This window comes from Agathobaculum ammoniilyticum (assembly GCF_025567315.1).
GTDB lineage: Bacteria > Bacillota > Clostridia > Oscillospirales > Butyricicoccaceae > Agathobaculum > Agathobaculum ammoniilyticum.
Genome location: NZ_JAOQJE010000001.1, coordinates 1 through 18651, shown reverse-complemented (window position 1 = coordinate 18651; position 18651 = coordinate 1). Strand labels below are relative to the sequence as shown.

At 57.3% G+C, this 18651-nt stretch carries 27 protein-coding genes; 4 read left to right on the top strand and 23 right to left on the bottom strand.

From position 1 onward, the window contains the following. Window positions 1-79 precede the first annotated feature (79 nt). Both OCV66_RS00135 and OCV66_RS00130 read right to left on the bottom strand, forming a co-directional pair. Window positions 80-769 (bottom strand): YoaK family protein, encoded by a 690-nt coding sequence (locus OCV66_RS00135; RefSeq protein WP_082397240.1) that lies wholly within the window; start codon window positions 767-769, stop codon window positions 80-82. A 104-nt stretch (window positions 770-873) separates the two neighbouring features. Continuing rightward, complete coding sequence (locus tag OCV66_RS00130; protein WP_054327687.1) at window positions 874-1068, bottom strand: hypothetical protein; 195 nt, start codon at window positions 1066-1068, stop codon at window positions 874-876. 138 nt (window positions 1069-1206) lie between these two features. On the opposite strand from OCV66_RS00130, the gene OCV66_RS00125 reads away from it, so the two are divergent. Continuing rightward, on the top strand, window positions 1207-1377 hold the full coding sequence (locus OCV66_RS00125; RefSeq protein WP_153802391.1) for a hypothetical protein: 171 nt from the start codon (window positions 1207-1209) through the stop codon (window positions 1375-1377). A gap of 69 nt (window positions 1378-1446) precedes the next feature. Here OCV66_RS00125 and atpC read toward each other — a convergent pair whose 3' ends face one another. The 13 genes from atpC to OCV66_RS00060 form a co-directional block, all read right to left on the bottom strand. Beyond that, window positions 1447-1848: an ATP synthase F1 subunit epsilon gene (atpC, locus tag OCV66_RS00120; protein ID WP_054327688.1), complete on the bottom strand. Its 402-nt coding sequence runs from the start codon at window positions 1846-1848 to the stop codon at window positions 1447-1449. Window position 1849: 1 nt separating this feature from the next. Further along, complete coding sequence (atpD, locus tag OCV66_RS00115; protein WP_054327689.1) at window positions 1850-3247, bottom strand: F0F1 ATP synthase subunit beta; 1398 nt, start codon at window positions 3245-3247, stop codon at window positions 1850-1852. A gap of 26 nt (window positions 3248-3273) precedes the next feature. Beyond that, the gene (gene atpG / locus OCV66_RS00110; protein ID WP_054327690.1) at window positions 3274-4140 is read right to left on the bottom strand and encodes an ATP synthase F1 subunit gamma; all 867 of its coding nucleotides are present in this window, start codon (window positions 4138-4140) and stop codon (window positions 3274-3276) included. Window positions 4141-4161: 21 nt separating this feature from the next. After that, window positions 4162-5667, bottom strand: coding sequence for a F0F1 ATP synthase subunit alpha (gene atpA, locus OCV66_RS00105; protein WP_107632052.1), 1506 nt, complete (start codon window positions 5665-5667; stop codon window positions 4162-4164). 16 nt (window positions 5668-5683) lie between these two features. Further along, complete coding sequence (atpH, locus tag OCV66_RS00100; protein WP_054327691.1) at window positions 5684-6226, bottom strand: ATP synthase F1 subunit delta; 543 nt, start codon at window positions 6224-6226, stop codon at window positions 5684-5686. A gap of 4 nt (window positions 6227-6230) precedes the next feature. Then, complete coding sequence (gene atpF, locus OCV66_RS00095) at window positions 6231-6728, bottom strand: F0F1 ATP synthase subunit B (RefSeq protein WP_082397241.1); 498 nt, start codon at window positions 6726-6728, stop codon at window positions 6231-6233. A 59-nt stretch (window positions 6729-6787) separates the two neighbouring features. Then, entirely contained in the window at window positions 6788-7051 is a 264-nt protein-coding gene (gene atpE / locus OCV66_RS00090) for an ATP synthase F0 subunit C (RefSeq protein ID WP_054327692.1), read from the bottom strand. A 66-nt stretch (window positions 7052-7117) separates the two neighbouring features. Continuing rightward, window positions 7118-7837, bottom strand: coding sequence for a F0F1 ATP synthase subunit A (locus OCV66_RS00085; protein WP_242977956.1), 720 nt, complete (start codon window positions 7835-7837; stop codon window positions 7118-7120). Beyond that, on the bottom strand, window positions 7834-8214 hold the full coding sequence (locus OCV66_RS00080) for an ATP synthase subunit I (RefSeq protein ID WP_243182342.1): 381 nt from the start codon (window positions 8212-8214) through the stop codon (window positions 7834-7836). The genes OCV66_RS00085 and OCV66_RS00080 overlap by 4 nt, the downstream gene beginning before the upstream one ends. Before the next feature lie 5 nt (window positions 8215-8219). Further along, window positions 8220-8477: an AtpZ/AtpI family protein gene (locus tag OCV66_RS00075; protein ID WP_054327694.1), complete on the bottom strand. Its 258-nt coding sequence runs from the start codon at window positions 8475-8477 to the stop codon at window positions 8220-8222. A 195-nt stretch (window positions 8478-8672) separates the two neighbouring features. Continuing rightward, window positions 8673-8927, bottom strand: a complete 255-nt coding sequence (locus tag OCV66_RS00070) for a hypothetical protein (protein ID WP_107632050.1) — start codon at window positions 8925-8927, stop codon at window positions 8673-8675. Between the two features lie 32 nt (window positions 8928-8959). Then, on the bottom strand, window positions 8960-9370 hold the full coding sequence (locus OCV66_RS00065; protein ID WP_054327695.1) for a hypothetical protein: 411 nt from the start codon (window positions 9368-9370) through the stop codon (window positions 8960-8962). Window positions 9371-9470: 100 nt separating this feature from the next. Further along, the gene (locus OCV66_RS00060; protein WP_054327696.1) at window positions 9471-10604 is read right to left on the bottom strand and encodes a D-alanyl-D-alanine carboxypeptidase family protein; all 1134 of its coding nucleotides are present in this window, start codon (window positions 10602-10604) and stop codon (window positions 9471-9473) included. A 129-nt stretch (window positions 10605-10733) separates the two neighbouring features. Between OCV66_RS00060 and OCV66_RS00055 the strand changes: the two genes are divergently transcribed. Continuing rightward, on the top strand, window positions 10734-11672 hold the full coding sequence (locus OCV66_RS00055) for an AEC family transporter (protein WP_107632048.1): 939 nt from the start codon (window positions 10734-10736) through the stop codon (window positions 11670-11672). A gap of 43 nt (window positions 11673-11715) precedes the next feature. Here the strand turns inward: OCV66_RS00055 and OCV66_RS00050 are convergent, their stop codons facing one another. The 7 genes from OCV66_RS00050 to OCV66_RS00020 form a co-directional block, all read right to left on the bottom strand. Next, window positions 11716-12105 (bottom strand): CPCC family cysteine-rich protein, encoded by a 390-nt coding sequence (locus tag OCV66_RS00050; RefSeq protein WP_082397243.1) that lies wholly within the window; start codon window positions 12103-12105, stop codon window positions 11716-11718. Next, window positions 12105-12854 (bottom strand): exodeoxyribonuclease III, encoded by a 750-nt coding sequence (locus tag OCV66_RS00045; RefSeq protein ID WP_054327699.1) that lies wholly within the window; start codon window positions 12852-12854, stop codon window positions 12105-12107. The genes OCV66_RS00050 and OCV66_RS00045 overlap by 1 nt, the downstream gene beginning before the upstream one ends. 36 nt (window positions 12855-12890) lie before the next feature. Further along, window positions 12891-13274, bottom strand: a complete 384-nt coding sequence (locus OCV66_RS00040) for a VOC family protein (RefSeq protein WP_054327700.1) — start codon at window positions 13272-13274, stop codon at window positions 12891-12893. Between the two features lie 9 nt (window positions 13275-13283). Beyond that, a complete protein-coding gene (locus tag OCV66_RS00035; protein WP_147573627.1) occupies window positions 13284-14450 on the bottom strand; it encodes an aminotransferase class I/II-fold pyridoxal phosphate-dependent enzyme in 1167 nt (388 codons plus the stop codon). A 5-nt stretch (window positions 14451-14455) separates the two neighbouring features. Continuing rightward, entirely contained in the window at window positions 14456-15178 is a 723-nt protein-coding gene (locus OCV66_RS00030) for an alpha/beta fold hydrolase (protein WP_147573626.1), read from the bottom strand. Window positions 15179-15180: 2 nt separating this feature from the next. Then, complete coding sequence (locus OCV66_RS00025; RefSeq protein WP_054327714.1) at window positions 15181-15651, bottom strand: VOC family protein; 471 nt, start codon at window positions 15649-15651, stop codon at window positions 15181-15183. Between the two features lie 202 nt (window positions 15652-15853). Continuing rightward, entirely contained in the window at window positions 15854-16402 is a 549-nt protein-coding gene (locus OCV66_RS00020) for a TetR/AcrR family transcriptional regulator (protein ID WP_159068213.1), read from the bottom strand. Between the two features lie 117 nt (window positions 16403-16519). On the opposite strand from OCV66_RS00020, the gene OCV66_RS00015 reads away from it, so the two are divergent. Together OCV66_RS00015 and OCV66_RS00010 are read left to right on the top strand one after the other, a co-directional pair. Continuing rightward, the gene (locus OCV66_RS00015; RefSeq protein ID WP_054327704.1) at window positions 16520-17134 is read left to right on the top strand and encodes an MBL fold metallo-hydrolase; all 615 of its coding nucleotides are present in this window, start codon (window positions 16520-16522) and stop codon (window positions 17132-17134) included. Window positions 17135-17138: 4 nt separating this feature from the next. After that, window positions 17139-17834 (top strand): flavodoxin family protein, encoded by a 696-nt coding sequence (locus OCV66_RS00010; RefSeq protein WP_054327705.1) that lies wholly within the window; start codon window positions 17139-17141, stop codon window positions 17832-17834. Window positions 17835-17873: 39 nt separating this feature from the next. On the opposite strand, the gene OCV66_RS00005 is transcribed toward OCV66_RS00010, so the two are convergent. Then, window positions 17874-18521: an HAD hydrolase-like protein gene (locus OCV66_RS00005; protein WP_054327706.1), complete on the bottom strand. Its 648-nt coding sequence runs from the start codon at window positions 18519-18521 to the stop codon at window positions 17874-17876. Between the last annotated feature and the right edge of the window lie 130 nt (window positions 18522-18651).

The following is an 18651-nucleotide window of genomic DNA, read 5'->3' as shown; positions in this document are numbered from 1 at the left end:
ACCATGATTTTGCATAATAAGTCAAGGATATTTTTGTATAAAAAGGGAATGGATTTTTCCATTCCCTTTTGCTTTTGTGCTAATTTTCCAGAGAACCGCGCGTTTCGCGCCCCTCCCGCTCCTCCGCGATGAACATAATACCGAACACCGCCAGCAGCGGCGCACAGGTCAGCAGCAGCGCCCGCTCCCCCAGCCAGCCGGTCGCAAAGCTGCCCAGCACCGCGCCCAGGATGAAAAACAGGATGATCGCATAGTAATTGCGCATCTTTTTTGCGGCGCCACGGTCGCCGGTCTGCCGCCAGATGACAAGCTGCTCGGTACCGGAGCGCAGGTTGCCGGTACACATGGTTGTGGCGATCGCGCTGCCCTGCACCTTGCGGAACGCTTCCACCTGCAGCGCGCAGACGAATGAGATCACGCTGTTGACAACCGTGTTCCGCTCCTGCGGCAAAAAGGCCATGCAGGCGACCAGCACGGTTTCCGCAAGGACGATGATCTGCCGCCAGTGGATATTGATATCCCGATTTTGCTGCACCTTGTACCGGTGCTTGACCACCTCGGCCACCACAACGCCGACCGCGAACGCCACAATCGGCACCAGATAGCCCAGCGCGCGTATCCATTCCCTCTGCGCCAGCTCCAGCCCGAACAGCACGATGTTGCCGGTCTGCGCATTGGCGAACACACCGCCGCGGCACAGGTAGGTATAAGCGTCGAAAAAGCCGCCCGCCACGGCCAGCAGCGCGCCCAGCAGGAGCGATTCGGACATTTGCCCCCGTATCCGTTTCAATTTTCTTTCCCCATTTCTTTCGGTATCTGGTTTCAGTATAGCAAAAAACACCGTGCGGTTCAACCGGCCGCACGGCGTTCTGCTTATTCTTCCGGAAAGGTTTCCGGAAAATCCGTGTCGAGCATGCGCCTGGGGAAGCGCTTCAGCTCGGTTTCATCCGGATCGCGCATAACGCAGTCCGCGCACATCCCATAGCTGTTGATTTCGATTTCATCGAAAGTGCAGCGGCTCTTTTGATAATGAATGCACCACTTATTTTCGCATACAATCGTGTCCATACACATCATCTCCCCTTTAATTTTAATGCCCATCAAGGATGTATGCCTTACCAGAAAAATCTATGGTATCCTTACATGGTATTTTTCTAAGGTATCCTATTTTCTGCATTTCCTGTAAACTATAATCAGGTGAGCAGTATGAAATGGAACATTCGGCGTCCTCTCGAAAAAGAAGAGAGCGTCTATAAAACAATTTACATCAAGCAGTCGCTTGTTTCCAAAATTGACGCGATCGCAAAGGAGAACGACACAAGCTGGAACAACGTCGTCATCTCCATGATTGAAACCTGCCTCGAGGACGAGCCGTAATCCCCTCCCCGCAGGTCCATACCCATATAAAAAACGTCCGGCCTTAGGCCGGACGTTTTTTTATTGCAGTCATTTATCCCCCGCGATACGGATACGGTTGACCGCTTTTTTCAATTTGATCTGCGCGATGTCATGCTCATGGTCGCTTTCTTTCTGCTGCAGGGTCTGGCGGGCGCGTTCCGCGGCCTCCTCGGCACGGTGAACGTCGATTTCATCCGCCCACTCGCAGGTGCGCGCCAGCACGACGGTTTCCTCCCTGGAAACGTCCACAAAGCCGCCGGCAACCGCCGCCACGCGCTTCTCCCCATCCTTGAGGATGGTCAGGCCGCCGATGCCGAGCGCCGCCGTATACGGCACATGGTTCGGCAGGATGCCAACGTCGCCCTGCGTTGTGCGGACAACAATCCGGTCGACCGCATCGTCGTAAAAACAGCGATCCACGGTCAGTACTTTCAAGTGAAAGGTAGCCATGTTATGCCCCCTTCTTCGCCTTCTCCACTACCTCGTCAATCGTGCCGGCGAACAGGAACGCGGACTCGGGCAGGCCGTCATGCTGGCCCGCGAGAATCTCCTTGAACCCGCGGATGGTTTCCGCAATCGGCACATACTTGCCCTGGAAGCCCGTGAACTGCTCCGCAACGTGGAATGGCTGCGACAGGAAGTTCTGTATCTTGCGGGCGCGGGCAACGGTCAGCTTATCCTCGTCGGAAAGCTCATCCATGCCGAGGATGGCAATAATATCCTGCAAATCCTTGTATTTCTGCAGGATTGACTGCACCGCGCGGGCGACCTCGTAATGCTCCACGCCGACAACGTCCGCGGTCAGGATGCGCGAGGAGGAATCCAGCGGGTCCACCGCCGGATAAATACCCATGGAGGCGATATCACGCGACAGCACGACCTTGGCGTCCAGATGGGAGAACGTGGTCGCCGGCGCGGGGTCGGTCAGGTCGTCCGCCGGAACGTAAACCGCCTGCACGGACGTGATCGAGCCCTTCTTGGTGGAGGTGATACGCTCCTGCAGCGCACCCATTTCGGTTGCGAGCGTTGGCTGGTAGCCTACCGCCGACGGCATGCGGCCGAGCAGCGCGGAAACCTCCGAACCGGCCTGCGTGAAGCGGAAAATATTATCGATGAACAGCAGCACGTCCTGCCCTTCCACATCGCGGAAATACTCCGCCATGGTCAGGCCGCTCAGCGCCACGCGCATACGCGCGCCGGGCGGCTCATTCATCTGGCCGTAGACGAGCGCGGTCTTGTTGATAACGCCCGACTCCTGCATTTCGTTATACAGGTCGTTGCCCTCGCGGGTGCGCTCGCCCACACCGGTGAATACTGAAATACCGCCGTGCTGCTTGGCGATGTTGTTGATCAGTTCCATGATAATAACCGTCTTGCCGACGCCCGCGCCGCCGAACAGGCCGATCTTGCCGCCCTTGGCGTATGGCGCGATCAGGTCGATGACCTTGATGCCGGTTTCGAGGATCTCGGTCGTGGACTCCTGCTCCTCATAGGAGGGCGCGGGGCGGTGGATCGGCCAGCGCTCCTCCCCCTCGACCGGCGGCTTGTTATCCACCGGCTGGCCGAGCAGGTTGAAGATGCGGCCGAGGTTCTTATCGCCCACCGGCACCGTGATCGGCCCGCCGGTATCGACCGCTTTCATGCCGCGCACCAGGCCGTCGGTGGACTCCATCGCGATGCAGCGCACGGTATCCTGGCCGATATGCTGCGCGACCTCGACCGTAACGGTCCGGCCTTTGTTGTCAATCGTGATGGCGTTCAGCAGCTTCGGCAGTGCGTCGGCGGCAAATTTGATGTCAAGCACCGGCCCGATAATCTGGACGACGGTGCCAATATTCTGCTCACTCATTGGCAAAACTCCTAATTCTTATCATCCTATGCGCCGACCTCGCCCGAACCCGCGACGATCTCGGTGATCTCCTGCGTGATGGCCGCCTGACGGGCGCGGTTGTAGGACAGGTTGAGGTTTTCGATCATCTCGCTGGCATTGTCGGAGGCAGCCTCCATTGCCATGCGGCGCGCGGACTGCTCGGAGCAGTAGCTCTCCACCACCGCGCCGTACAGCACGCCGTACAGGTATTCCGGTATGACCGCATCGAACACCGCCTCTGGCGAGGGGTCGTATTCGGTCAGCACGCGCGGGCCCGCGGGCGCTTCCTGCGCCGCGTCTTCAAAGCGCGCCGGAAGCAGCTGCAGGCACTTCGCCTCCTGCTGCAACGGCGAGACAAACTCCGTGTAGCACAGGAATATCTCGTCCGCCTTTCCCTCTCGGAACAGGCGGAGCAACCCGTCCACGATCGGATGGGTATCACCAATCTTCATCCCCTCGGCGATGGCCGGATAATCTGCGGCCACCGGCCAGGGGCGCTTGGCGTAATGCTCCTGCGCCTTTTTGCCGATCGTGATGACCTGCGCGTTTTTGCCCTCCATTTCGGCCGCCGCCAGCTTGAATACATTGGCGTTGTAGCCGCCCGCCAGCCCGCGGTCGCCCGCGATGACGATGAACAGGCTGTTCCTGACCTCTCGGCGGCGCGTATAGACCGATTCGCTGCTCCGCGTGGCGGCAGCCAAGCGGGCAACGGTACGGTACATTGTATTGAAATACGGCCGCGCGGCCAGCGCGCGCTCCTTGGCACGCCGCATTTTGGACGATGCCACCAGCTCCATCGCCTTGGTGATCTGCATGGTGGATTGCACGGACTTAATGCGGCGCTTGATATCTTTCATGTTTCCGGAAGCCATTGCTCAGTCCCCCTTTCCGCGTCAGTGCTCGGAAAGGAACTTTGCTTTGAATTCCTCGATCGCTTTGGTCAGCTTTTCCTTGATATCGTCGTCCATCTGGCGGGTCGCGCGGATGGTTTCCGGAATGTCTCCATACACGCCGTCCACAAACGCGAACAACTCTTTCTCAAACTCGCCGATCTGGTCCGCCGGAATATCGAGCAGCGCGCCCGAAATGACGGCGTAAATGATGATAACCTGCTTCTCGACCGGAATCGGGCTGTTCTGCGGCTGCTTGAGCACCTCGACGATGCGTTCGCCCTGATTCAGACGCTTTTTGGTATCCGCGTCCAGATCTGAGCCGAACTGCGAGAACGCCTGCAACTCGCGATACTGCGAATAGGCCAGTTTGAGCGTACCCGCGACCTTTTTCATCGCCTTGATCTGCGCGTTGCCGCCAACACGGGATACCGAAATGCCGGGGTTGACCGCCGGCCGGATGCCCGAGTTGAACAGCTCGGTTTCCAGGAAGATCTGGCCGTCCGTAATCGAAATCACGTTGGTCGGGATATACGCCGAAACGTCGCCGGCCTGCGTCTCGATGATGGGCAGCGCGGTCAGCGAGCCGCCATCCTGGATATTCGCCGCGCGCTCGAGCAGGCGGGAATGCAGGTAGAATACATCGCCCGGGTACGCCTCGCGTCCTGGCGGACGGTGGAGCAGCAGGGAAAGGGCGCGGTACGCTACTGCGTGCTTGGACAGGTCATCATAAATAACCAGCACATCCTTGCCCTTATGCATAAAGAATTCACCAATCGAGCAGCCCGCATACGGCGCGATATACTGCAGCGGCGCGGACTCGGACGCGGTCGCCGCTACGATGCAGGTATAATCCATCGCACCGTTCTGCGCCAGCGTCTCCGCCACCTGCGCGACGGTCGAGCGCTTCTGGCCGATCGCCACATAGATACAGATAACGCCCGTCCCCTTCTGGTTGATGATGGTATCCAGGCAGATCGCAGTCTTGCCGGTCTGCCGGTCGCCGATGATCAGCTCACGCTGGCCCCGTCCGATCGGGATCATGGAGTCGATTGCCTTGATGCCGGTCTGCAGCGGCACATTAACGGGCGCGCGTTCAATGATGCCCGGCGCCGGGCTTTCAATGGGACGCGCCTCCGTGGTATGGATCGGACCCTTGCCGTCGATCGGTTTGCCCAGTGCGTCGACAACGCGGCCGAGCATGGCCTCGCCCACCGGTACCTCAACGATGCGCTTGGTGCGCTTGACCGTGTCGCCCTCACGGATATTCTGGTCCGAACCCAGGATAACGGCGCCGACGAGATCCTCCTCCAGGTTCTGCGCCATGCCGTATACGCCGCCCGGAAATTCGAGCAGTTCGCCGGACATGCAGTTTTCCAGACCGTGTACGTGCGCGATGCCGTCGCCGACCGTGACAACCGTACCGACATCGGTCAGTTTGATCTGGCTCTGATAGTGCGTGATCTGCTCTTTAATAATATTGCTTATCTCTTCGGGGCGTAATTCCATAAAGTCACCTACTTCCTTACGCGATAGTGTTGGTCAGCCGCGCGGCAAGCTCGCTCAGGCGAGTGCGCAGGCTGGTGTCGAACTGCTCGTTGCCCAGCTTGACAACGATGCCGCCGATGATCTGCGGATCGACCGACGTTTCCAGCACCACCTGCTTGCCGGTCACGGCGCTCATCTTTTCTTTCAGCTTTTCGGTCAGCGCGGCGCTCATGGGCTTTGCCGTGACCGCGCGCACCTCCACGATGCCGTTTTCAAAATAATAGTGCTCTTTATAGGCCTGACGCATATCCTGAACTAGGCCGACGCGGCCTTTTTCCGTAATCAGCATCAGGAAATTGAGCAGGAATGGTTCGATCCGTCCCTCGAAGGCCTTCCGCAGGACGTTCTGCTTTTCCTCCAGTGCGATGGAGGGCGTGGTGAGCATTTTCAGAAAGTCAGGCTCGCGCCCAAACACCTCGCAGACCGCGGTCAGCTCGTCGAGATAGGCTTTTTCCTTTTTCTCATCCGCCGCCACTTCATACAGGCTCAGTGCGTAGCGTTCGCTTACAATATCAGCCACTTGCTCACCCTACCTTGTCGATAAACTCTTCGATGAAGCGCTCATGGTCCTCTTCCTTGATGTCACGCTCGACCACCTTGGAGGCAATCATGACCGAAAGGCCCGCGACCTCATCCTTAAGCTCATTCATCGCCTTTTTGCGCTCCTGCTCAATCGTGCTTTCCGCTTTCTTCAGCATGGCAGCCGCCTGCTGCGAGGATTCCTTGAGGATCTCTTCGCTGCGGACCGTCGCCCGACGGGTGGCGGAGCCGACGATCTCGGCCGCCTCCTCCTTGGCCTTGGACAAGCGTTCCGTATACTCGCTGCGCATGCTTTCCGCTTCGGTCTGCGCCTTTTCCGCGGTGGCGTACATGGCCTGAACCTCCTGCTCGCGGGCCGCCAGCATCCTGCGCACCGGCCCAAACAGGAATTTCTTGATGATCAAAAAGGTGATGAGCGTATTGCACATCGTAACGAGGATATTCCACCAGTTGATATAGACAAAGGACTGGAATATATCCACTGTTTTACCTCCTTCCCAAACGGAGATTCGCTCCGTTTATCCGTTCGCCTGCGTCCGGTTCAGAAATTGCCGACAAACGGGTTGGCAAACAGCAGGATCAGCGCGATAACCAGCGCGTAAATACCGGTAGACTCCGCCATGGCGATACCAAGAATCATGGTACGGGTAATATCGCCCTGCGCCTCCGGCTGGCGGCCGATCGCCGCACACGCCTGGCCCGCGGTGTACCCTTCGCCGATGCCAGGGCCTAGGCCCGCGATCATCGCCATACCGGCGCCGAGGGCGGACATACCTGCTACAAATGCGTTAGAATCGATACCCATAGTTTTTTCCTCCTGAAATAATGTTGTTGAAACTTCAAATGGATATGGTGAAATTTTTTTGACGGATCAACTGCTGCCGCGCGCGTCGCCGACGTAAGCCATCGTCAGCATGCTGAAAATGAACGCCTGCATGCATGCCGTAAAGCAGTCGAAGTACAGCGACAGGACGCCCGGCAGGCCGATCTGCAGCAGCGGCACCGGCAGGAAGCCCAATACCGCCTTGGACAGCACCTGAAGCGCGCCCATGATGAGTGTCGAGATGACTAGGCCGCCCGCCATATTGCCGAAATGACGGAACGACATCGAAACAGGTGTCGCGATCTCGCTGAGCACATTGAGCGGCGCCATGACGAATACCGGCTCCAGGAAGCCCTTGAGATAACCGCCGATCCCATTGTACTTGATTTTATTGAATGTGATCAGCGCAAAAGTAATCAGCGCCCAGCCAAGCGTCGTATTCAGGTCTGCCGTCACCGGACGCATCCAGAACAACGTGGCCAGCGAGCCGAAGAGAGAGCTCATCAGCAGCGTTGCAATATAGGGCGAAAATGCCTGGCAACCTTTCCCCATCGTATTTTCGACCAGGTTGTCGATCATTACCACAGCCTTTTCCGCCAGCGCCTGCTTCCCCTTGGGGATTTTCTGCATCCGGTGCGTCAGAAAAATACAAAGAAACAGAATAACCGCCATCACGATCCATGCGTTGCGCATAGTTTCCGTGATCGGCAGATTGGGATTGCCAAACAGATAGCCCAATACCTTAGGGCCGTTTATTTCAACATTCAACGTCTACCCCCCTTTCCTTTGGAATACATGGACCACAGTAAAATGATTTTGGGAAAGAAAAGCGGAACGACTGCTGCGAGCGGATGGAGAAACGGCAGCTTGATTGCCAGAAACACCATCACACCAGTCAGCAGATACCGGAAAAAATATCCGCGCCGGACGATCCTCGTCCCCTGCGCCGGCGGGAAGAGTACTGCCTTGGCCGCGCTTTTCCCGATCATCCGGAACAGCAGCAGCGAATAGCATGTCCCCAACAGCAGGCTTACGGCGCTCCGCGCCGGATCCGCCCCCGCCAGCAGGAATACGCCAAACGCGATCACCGCCAGCGGTATCATGCCGCGCAGCATGCGCCGTGTTTCCTCGCGGACGATCTCCATCCCTGTCACGGCATTTTCTCCTTCCTTTCGCTTTCTCTGGCTTTCCGCTCGGTGAACCGCAGGAAATCCCGCAGGCCGCAAACCGCAACCCCGACGCCGAGCAGCAGCCCGGCAATCACCACGCCGTTCCCCCAGCCGAACCTGTCCCGCAGCCAAACTGCTCCGAAACAGCCGAGCAGGGGCGGTACAGCCACCGTGCATCCTACTTGGCTGAAATATGCCAGATAGCGCAGTACCGACCATTTGCTTTCGCTTTTCCTCATCCGCATTCCCCCAGGCCACAATTTGATGCAGCGAGCACAGACGCCGCCCGAAGGCGGGCTGTCCCCTATCCCTACACATCAGTCTTATTATACCTAACCCTACCAAAAAGTGAAACACTTTTTATCAGAAATTTCTTAGATATTTCCCGCTTTACTACAATGTTAGGCAATATGCACAATGGAATTGCTCAATTATTATAAATTGCAACCAGAGCCTTTACGGACAAAAAATATGCGCTCCCAACCGCGCCGGCATTCCGAAGCCATTTTCATTCCCCCTGTCCAGACTGCCTGTTTTTTCAAAGCTTTCCGGCATCCGGTGGCGCCGCTGGGAACATTAAAACAGACGCCCCGCAGACCTTTCCAAATCTGCGAGGCGCCTGTCTCATACATCAGCATATCCAATTGAAAGGCAAATATTCTCAAAAGGAATGTCGCTGCTTCAGCCATTGCAGGAGCGTTCCGCGTATCCTAAGTATCTCTTATAAAAAGCGCTTCATGCTTTCGGTCGCGGACGACGGCTCCTCGCTCAACGAGACGGTAAAGTTTACGCTGTGCTGGGCTGAAAACGCGTCCAGCGCATCCAAGAACGCCTCCGCCTTGGCGACATCCTTAACGCCGGTGATCTTATACAGGCCGTCGATGAAAACGCGGGTAATGTCATAATTGCCGGCATGGATACCGCTCAGGAATCCCAGCAGGCTTGCGTAATCCTTGATCGGGTAATCGGTCGCATCGATCAGCCGCGCATCATGCGAAATATCAAACGTCAGCTTATTGCCGCGCGAAACACATACTACGCTTCCTTTTTCTTCTTTTACCGCGGTGTTGACCTGGTCGATCAGTTCCTTGGTCTTGCCAGAGCCGGTACCGCCAATAATAAGTTTTACCATAGGTTTATTCCTCCCAACCTTTGAGGTTATGTTTAGTGTAGCATAGTTTGCCCAAAACCTCAAGCATGATTTACAAATTTCCTCGTCAGTTTGTATCAATTTATTGGCCGCCTGCCAGAACCGCATTCCAGAAGGACAGAAACAGATCTCCTACCCCTTTGGCCTCCACGCTCTCCGCAGCGGTCAGCGGCACGGTGAGCAGCACTTCCTCTCCGTTCAGGATGGACAGCTCCCCGATCTGCTGCCCCGCCTCGACCGGCGCGGTCAGCTTTTCCGGCAGATCCAGACGGGTTTCCAGCCCTTCCGCCTCGGTCTTTTCCACAATAATGGACCCGCCGCCCTCCATCCGCGGCATTACCGAGCCGCTTTTCCCAATCGCGACCGGCACCGGCTCCAGCAGCCCGTCCGGCGGCGTGTAGGCGCAAAAGTTGGCAAAGCCGTAATTGAGCAGAGCCGTGGCGTCCGCCATGCGCGCCTCCTTGGTCGGCGCAGCCATGACGACCGCGACCAGGCTCAGCCCATCCCGCTCGGCGGAAGCGGAAATACAGAACCCTGCCTCTGAAATATACCCTGTTTTCAGGCCGGTCAAACCCTGATAGCTTTTGAGCATTTTATTGGTGTTGGCAAGCGTGAACTTTCCATCCCGTATGCTGTCCATCCAAATCCCCGTATACTCAAGTATTTTGGGATGCCGCAACAGCTCGCAGGAGATCAGCGCCAGGTCGCGCGCCGAGGTCAGCGTTTTCTGGCCCATGCCGTCCAGTCCGTTGGCATTGATGAACTGCGTGTTCGTGCAGCCAAGCTCGGCCGCGCGCTGGTTCATCCGTTCGACGAACGCCGCCTCGGTTCCCGCCAGATGCTCAGCCACGGCGACCGCACAGTCATTGGCCGAGCCGACCGCAATCGCCTTGAGCATATCGTCCAGAGAAAGCTGCTCGCCCGGTTCCAGCCAGATCTGCGTCCCACCCATCGAGCAGGCATACTCGCTACCGGTAATCATCGTATCCAGCGTAACCTCTCCTCGTTCGAGCGCCTCCATCGCCAGCAGCATGGTCATGATCTTTGTCACGGACGCGGGCTGCAGCGGCTCGTCGGCATTCATGGAATACAGCTCCTGCCCGTTCGACGCATAGAGCGCGGCCGATTTGGCGTTCAGCGGCCCCATTTCCGGAAGCGCCAGCGCAGATGGGAGCAGCAGGCAGAAACACAGCGCGAGACAAACGATCTTTTTCATCCGTTCCGTCCTCCCTTTTTGTTCCACCCTATGCGGCAGGCGGGAAAAACATACCCTCGGCAAATTGACAAATTCTGCGAAAACGCGTATGATGTAAAGTGTTAAGAAGTTGTTAACTGGAGGAAGCCCATGTTCACCAACAGTCTGATCGTCCTGCAGCAAATCATCGTCATGTTCCTGCTCATCCTGATGGGCTATGTCCTGTTCCGCAGAAACGTTTTTACCAACCAGACGACACAGAGCCTCACTGTGCTGCTCAATAAGTACATTGTGTTTTTTGTTTTGCTGCGGTCGTTCCAGCGCCCGTTCGACGCCCATCTTGGCTACGCCTTGGGCGTCACTTTTGTGTGCAGCATGCTTTTTTTCCTGATCTCTATCGCGCTTGCAAACCGCGTCTACCGTCCGGAAAAAACGGAAAATTATGCGGACTGCCGTGTTTCCGTCGTACTGACCAATAACGGCTTCATGGCCCTGCCTCTGCTCGATGCGATGTTCGGCTCGGACGGGGTTTTCCTCGGCGCATCCAGCATTGCCTGCATGGCGATCATTCTGTGGACCTACGGCGTGCAGCAGCTCTCCGGCGGCAAGGAGGGCAACGGCATCCGGAATATCCTTTTGAATCCCGCCCTGCTCGCTACCGTATGCGGCTTTCTCCTGTTCTGCTCGCCTGTCAAGCTCCCCGAGCTGGTGTTCCGAGCCGTGGATTTTTTGGGCGATCTCAACACGCCGCTCGCCATGCTTTCGCTCGGCTGCTTCCTTGCCCAGATCGATCTGAGGGAGTGTTTTACCGATCAAGAGATATGGAAAGTCTCCGCTGTGCGCCTGTTGCTGATTCCGGCGATCGCCATTGTCCTGCTGTTGTTCATCCCGCTCGATCACATGTCCAAGATCATCCTGCTGACCGGCACCGCCGCCCCCTGCGCACTTGCCTCGGCCATGTTTGGCCAGATCTATGGCACGGATTACTTATTTTCCACGCGCGTCATCTCGCTTTCCACACTGCTTTCCGTAATTACCCTCCCTCTTTGTATCTCTGTTCTGGAGGGCTTGCTTCACTTTTTCGGATAGCCGGCAACCTATAGAAAAACACGCTGCCAAAGCAGCGTGTTTTTTATTCGTTTTCCCTCTCTATAAGCCACGGGCTGCTGCACCCAAAGGTACGGAAATTCATCCGCGCCTCCTCCAGCGAAAGGCCGTGGTTCTGGTCGCTCGGTTCCTCGGGCGCATCCTGCGCGTCGTAATCGATCTCCCACAGGCAGGTCGGACAGATATACCCCCACGATGGATTTTGGGGGATATCCGCCCCGCAGCAGGGGCAGGGCTCAACCGGCATCTCGGGCGACCACGGTAGCGCCTGCTCCTCGTCAAGGTCGGGCAGATCGGGGCGCTCCCACGGGTCGGGCGGCGCGTCGTCCTCAGGCACCCAAGGCGGCCAAGACACAAAGATCTCATCGTCTTGCGCCTCAGGCAAAAACCAGTCCTTTTCCCACTCTACTCCCATCACTCCAGCTCGATCAGCACCGGACAGTGATCCGACCCGAACACATTGCTCAGGATACGCGCGGCCTTGACACGACCGATCAGCCGGTTGGACACCAGGAAGTAGTCGATACGCCAGCCCGCGTTCTTCTCCCGCGCCTTGAAGCGATAGCTCCACCAGGAGTACGCGCCCGTCAGCTCCGGATAAAAATGCCGGAACGTATCTGTAAAGCCTGCGCTGAGCAGCTCGGTCATTTTGGCGCGCTCCTCATCGGTGAAGCCTGCGTTGCGGCGATTGGTTTTGGGGTTTTTCAGGTCGATCTCCTGATGCGCAACGTTCATGTCCCCGCACACAATGACCGGCTTCTCCGCATCCAGCTTTTGAAGGTAGGCGCGGAAGTCGTCCTCCCAGCGCATCCGATAATCTAGACGCTTCAGCTCATCCTGCGAATTGGGGGTGTAGACCGTAACCAGATAAAACGCCCCATAATCCGCCGTAATGACGCGCCCCTCATGGTCATGCTCGTCAATGCCAAGGCCGTAAGAAACCGCCTCCGGCTCGGTTTTGGAAAACAGGGCTACGCCGGAATACCCCTTTTTTTCCGCTGAATTCCAGTATTCATAGTATCCCTCAATCTGCGGGGCCTGCTCGGGTTGCAGCTTGGTTTCCTGCAGACACAGCATATCCGGCTGCTCCGCTTCCATAAACGAAAAAAAGCCCTTGCCCACGCACGCGCGCAGTCCGTTTACATTCCAGGAAATTAATTTCATCTTCCGCTCCTTTTATTCGCTGTCCGCGGGATCAGCTCACGCGGTGATTTCGACCGTGTTTCCATCCGGATCGAGCACGCAGCTTTCATAATACCCATCACCCGTCACGCGCGGCCCGCTTGTCACTTCATAGCCGTCCGCGCGCAGACGCTCGGTCAGCGCGTCCACATTTTCGCGCGTCCCCGCTTTGAATGCCAAGTGGGTCCAGCCTGTCCACAGGCGCGACCGCTCGCATTCCTCCAATTCCGGTCGCGTCATCAGCTCCAGCCGCGCGCCATCCGCAAAGGAAATAAAGTAGGTCTGCAGACCGGTTTTCTCATTCCGATACTGCTTGTTTACTTTACCGTCGAAGTAATCCTCATAAAAGGCGCGTAGCCGCTCCAAATCGAAGGTATACAGCGCCGCATGGTCAATCTTCATATCACAAGGTCACCCTTTCAAAATACCGCTTTCCACGATCCGTTCGACCGCTTCCCGCATCCGTTCGGGTGGTACGACCAGCGCGAATCGGACATAGCCCTCGCCCTGCCCGCCGAACGCGCTGCCCGGCACGCAGATCACTCCGGTTTTTTCCATCAGCTCCAGCACGAATTCTATTGACGAGCCGAACCGCTCCGGTATTCTCGCCCACACGAACATGGTACCCTGCGCGTCCGGCACATCCCAGCCGATTTTGCGCAGGCCGCCGCACAGCGCGTCGCGTCGCGCCATGTAGCCCTGCCGGTTGCGCGCAACAATCTCCTGCGGTCCGGTCAGCGCCGCGACCGCGCCCGCCTGGATGGGATAGAACATCCCGTAGTCGATCTGCGAGCGGAACGCGCGGAACCGGCTGATTATCTCACGGTTGCCGAGCGCAAATGATACGCGCATGCCGGTCAGGTTATACGTCTTGGAAAGGGAATTAAATTCGATCCCGACTTCTTTTGCGCCCGGTATGGACAGGAATGACAGCCCCTGTTCCCCGTTGAGGAGCAGGTCGGAATAGGCGTTATCGTGCAGGATGATGATTTGATGCTCGCGCGCATAGGCCACGAGCCTCTCATAAAACGACCGGTCCGCGACCGAAGCGGTCGGATTGTTCGGATAGGATACAACCATCGCTTTGGCGCGGCTGGCGACCTCCTCCGGTATATCCGCGAAATCAAGCTGCCAGTTGTTTTCCGCCCGCAGCGGATACAGGCCAACCGTAGCGCCGGTCATCAGCGGGCCGAAAGAGAAAATCGGGTAGCCCGGGTCGGGGGCGAGGATCAGGTCGTTCGGCCCCGCGAACGCAAAACAGACATGGGCGATGCCCTCCTGCGAGCCGCATACGGCCATGATCTCCTCGTCCGCAAGCTGTACGCCATAGCGGCGGCTGTACCAGTCCTGCACCGCGTCGAGCAGCGCGCGCGTCTCGGTCAGCGAATACTTATACTGCTCCGGATCGAGCGCCGCGCGGCTGACCGCCTCCATCACATGCCGGTCCGGCTGGAAATCCGGCGTGCCGATCGACAAATTGATCACATCCCGCCCGCTTGCCAGCAGGCGGCGCTTGCGTTCGTCCAACTTATTGAAAATGTTGCTGTCCGCAGGCTCTCCCGCTTTGATGAATTGCATGTTGTCTATCTCCCCAGTAAAAATTCTATCACCGTCCGGTTGAAACGGGACGGCTGCTTTGCCGCAACAAAATGGTCCCCATCCCGAAACACCTCGACCCGACAGTGCGGGATCCGCGCCGCCATTTCTTTAGTCTGGCTGGCCCGCACCATGTCATGCTCGCCCACGATGATCAGCGTCGGCATGGTCAGGCGGGCAAGATCGTCCATGCCCACGCCGTAAGGATGAACCATCAGGCCCATCACGTCACGCTTGCGGGCCGCCTTTTTGCTCAGGCACCCCAGCACGGCCAGAACGCCATACCCCGCATATACCGGAAGCTGGATATGCGGCTTGATGCCGCCGAACATTTCGATATTGGCGCCGTTCAGGATCAGCTTGTCCACATACGCCGGATAGGTGAGCGCGAACTTGATCGCCAGGTTGCCGCCATCCGAAAAGCCGAGGATATGCGCTTTTTTTACCCCGCGCGCATCCAATACGGTTTTCAAATCCTGCGCCATTTGGTCGAACGACAGGCCATGCGCGCCGCTTTCCGAGGCGCCGTGTCCCCGGCTGTCCACCGCAATCACGCGGTAAAACCGCGTAAACTCCGGTACCTGTGCTTTCCAGTACGCGCTGTCCTCACCGTTTCCATGCAGCAGGACAAGCGGCTTGCCGCGGCCAATATCATAACAGGCAATGCGGGCATCGCCGCAGTCGACGAACTCCGCCTGATAACCAAACATATTTATTCCATACCTTTCCTGCACTGTTCCACAAACCCGACCGGAAGCTGGGTCATTTCCGCGGTCCGCTCCACATCGTTCCCCTCGCGCAGCAGGCGCTGCACAACGACCGTCATGGACTCCCCTACCTCGATCATATGCCAGTCCGGATCGTAAAGTCGCACCACGCGCTGGTGCCATTCATGCGTTTTGGGTCCATGCACCAGATCGACGTCCGGATGCTGCTGCAGCCTGCTCCAAAAGGCTTCAAAATCGTCGACCTCGAAATACAGCTCCATATTATTCGTCTGGTGCAGGATTGTGGATTTGGGGATGCCTACCAGCCAGTCGAAATCCTGCTGGATCGCGAAGCCGCCCGAAAACGTCACGTTCCGCCCCAGATCCATCGACACCTCCTGCTCAAATAGGTCGTGGTAAAACCGCTTGGAAACCTCCACATCCCGCACCGCCAGCAGTGGCAACTGGTATTGAATCATCCTTCTCCCTCCCATTATGGCGTCGCTGGCGCCAACTATCCACAGCTACGGGTAAATTCCTGCTTTTCCTGCGCTTTAGAAGAAACAAACACAGGCCGGCCGCATATAGTTTCCCGATACCGCCTTCCAGCGGACAGCGCGGTCAAAGCCTGCATATTGTTATTTTACCACACTTGAACCCCCTGGTAAAGGCGCGTCTCTATGCTTTCAGTCGTCGAATCTGACAAAAAAGCGTGGTCATTTGCTCCACGGGTTCGACGGCGCCTCCGCACATCCAGTCCCGCAGCAGCGCGTAGCAGCCTCCCGACACAAAGCTGGCGCAATACCGCTGGAACGTCCGGTCCTCCCTCATGGCCTCCGGACAGGTAAACCAGCCGCCGACCCGCGCAGCCACCCGTTCAAATTCCCGCTGCACAAACCGGAATTCGCCGCTTTGCTCCAACAGACGGAACAGGTCCGCGTACGGCTTCCAATAGGCGAACAGCGTTTGTGCGAACGCGGTATCGCCAAAGGGGGCCTGCTCCCGCAGCTTTTCCAGAAAGCCGTCTGCCAGGCAGGCGATATATTCCCGCAATATGTCATCCTTTTCCGCGTAGTTGCGGTAAAAGGTCTTCCGTCCGAGCTGCGCATGTTCGCACAGCGCCGTTACCGTAATCTGCCCATAGGGTTGCTCCGTGAGCAGTTCCAGCATCGCCTGCTGCAGCATGGAGCGAGATCGGACGGCAATCGGGTTTTGGCTTTTTTCCACTCGGCCCATCTCCCGACACAAAGATTCTTCCATCGTGTCACTTGCGCCAAACGCCTTGACACGAATGTGTCACCTGCATTATACTCTGCATTGGCCAGAAAAGCAAGGAGGAAAAACATGCGTATTCACCGTATCCGTTCCGGAATGACAAACTGTTGGCTGATTCAATGGAGCGGCCGGACGCTGCTGGTCGACGCCGGTATCGCATGGGATCGTCGGTTCCTCGGACACCTGCAGCGCACGGTTGACCCGCATATGATCGAACTGCTGTTCCTGACACACGGCCATACCGACCACATCGGCCATGCCGCCGCTTTACAGGAATATTACGGCATCCCCGCCGCGCTGCACCCTGCTGACCTTGCCCTTGTTATGCCGCCGGCACCGGACATCAGGGCGGTCCGCAGCGGCCGAAAAAAGGAGAAACACGTCCCCTTTTCACCGGCCTTCCTCGTGCCGGACGGACTGCCGCCCAGCGCAACACCGATACCCTGCCCAGGACACACCGCCGGCTCCTGCGCGCTACTGGTGGAGGACTGCCTTTTCGCAGGCGACGCCGTTATGTCGTTTCTACACCCTGCCCTGCTTGGATACAGCGAAAACCCACAGGCCGCGCGAGACAGCCTGCTGCGTCTGGCAAGGCTGGACTGCAGCATGATTTATCCGGCCCACGGCCGCCCGTTCCCGATGGAGCGGCTGCGGTATTTGGCCGACAAAATACAAAGGAGCTGAAAATATGAAGATCACCGCGATTTATGGAACCAGCCACGCAGGCAGCACCGTTTTGCTGGCGCGCATACTGATGCAGTCGCTTCCACAGGATAACAGTAGTACATTTTCGGAGTTTTTTCTCCCACAGGATTTCAGTCACTTCTGCAGCGGCTGCTGCGCATGCTTTGAAGCCAGCGAACCCCTATGCCAGCAGGCACCCGCACAGCTCAAGCCTATTTTACAGGCAATCGACGCATCCGACGTTATTCTTCTGGCCAGTCCGGTGTATGCTTACCATGTAACCGGCGCAATGAAATCCTTTCTGGATCACTTGGGCAACCGCTGGATCGTCCATCGTCCAAACAGTAAACTGGCGCACAAAACCGCCGTCCTGCTGACAACCGCTGCGGGAAGCGGCATCAGGCAGACGCTGCGGGATATGAAAGACAGCGTAAACTGGTGGGGCGTCGGGCGGGTATATACCTACGGCATCCGCTCGATGGCGCTGAAAGCTGCCGAACTAAGCGAATCGCGAAAAGAAAAAATGCGGCGAGATATGCAGCGCCTCGCCCGCAGGCTCCAACCCGCCCCGGTCGAACCGCGCTGCGGTGTACGCATGCGGTACTGGCTCAGCCGCAAAATGGGCGGCGGCCTTACAGCCAGCGACCATGCCTACTGGAAAACGCAGGGCTGGATGGACGGAAAACCACCCTGGAAATAAAAAAGGCGGCTGTCACCAGCCGCCTTTCCGCGTTGTTCCTCACTTCAAAAGCAATTCCCGCAGTTCTTCCATCGTATCAACAATTTGGTCTACGCCGGCACAAGCCAACTCATCCCTGCCGCCAAAGCCAAAGGTAACACCAATACACGCGATGCCGTTGTTCTGCGCCCCCTCCGCGTCATGCATCCGGTCCCCCACCAAAACCGCTTCGGAACGTTCCCGCACCTGCAGCATCTCCAACGCCTGCCTGACAACCTGTGATTTGGTAGAGATCACACCATCCAGCGTGGCGCCGGAAACGACATCGAAATAAGAGTCGATCTGGAACCTCTGCAAAATTTTCTCCACAAAAACCGTTGGCTTGGAGGACGCAATGGCCGCTTTCTTTCCTGCGTCCTTCAGCGCCCGCAACAACTCCGGAACGCCTGAAAGCAAAAGGTTTTCTTTCCAGCCCCGCACACTGAAGCGCTCTCGGTAAGCCGCGACCGCCTGCTTTGCGCCAGCATCGTCAAATCCATAGCAGCGAATGAATTCATCATAGAGCGGCGGACCGATAAAATGTTCCAAGGCTGTTCGATCGGGCGCATCAATTCCCATTTTGCCGAGCGCATACTGCACAGACCTTGTGATTCCCTCTCGCGGATCGGTCAGTGTCCCATCCAGATCAAATAAAATATATTGATACATGCTTTTCCCTCCTCAAACAGAAGAAAAGCAGCAACCAAAGTTGCTGCTTTCGTGGTGTGCGCATCGAGTTATCTTTCCAGGCCGTCGCCAGCCAAGTATTGTCACCGTAAATGAGCTTAACTACTGTGTT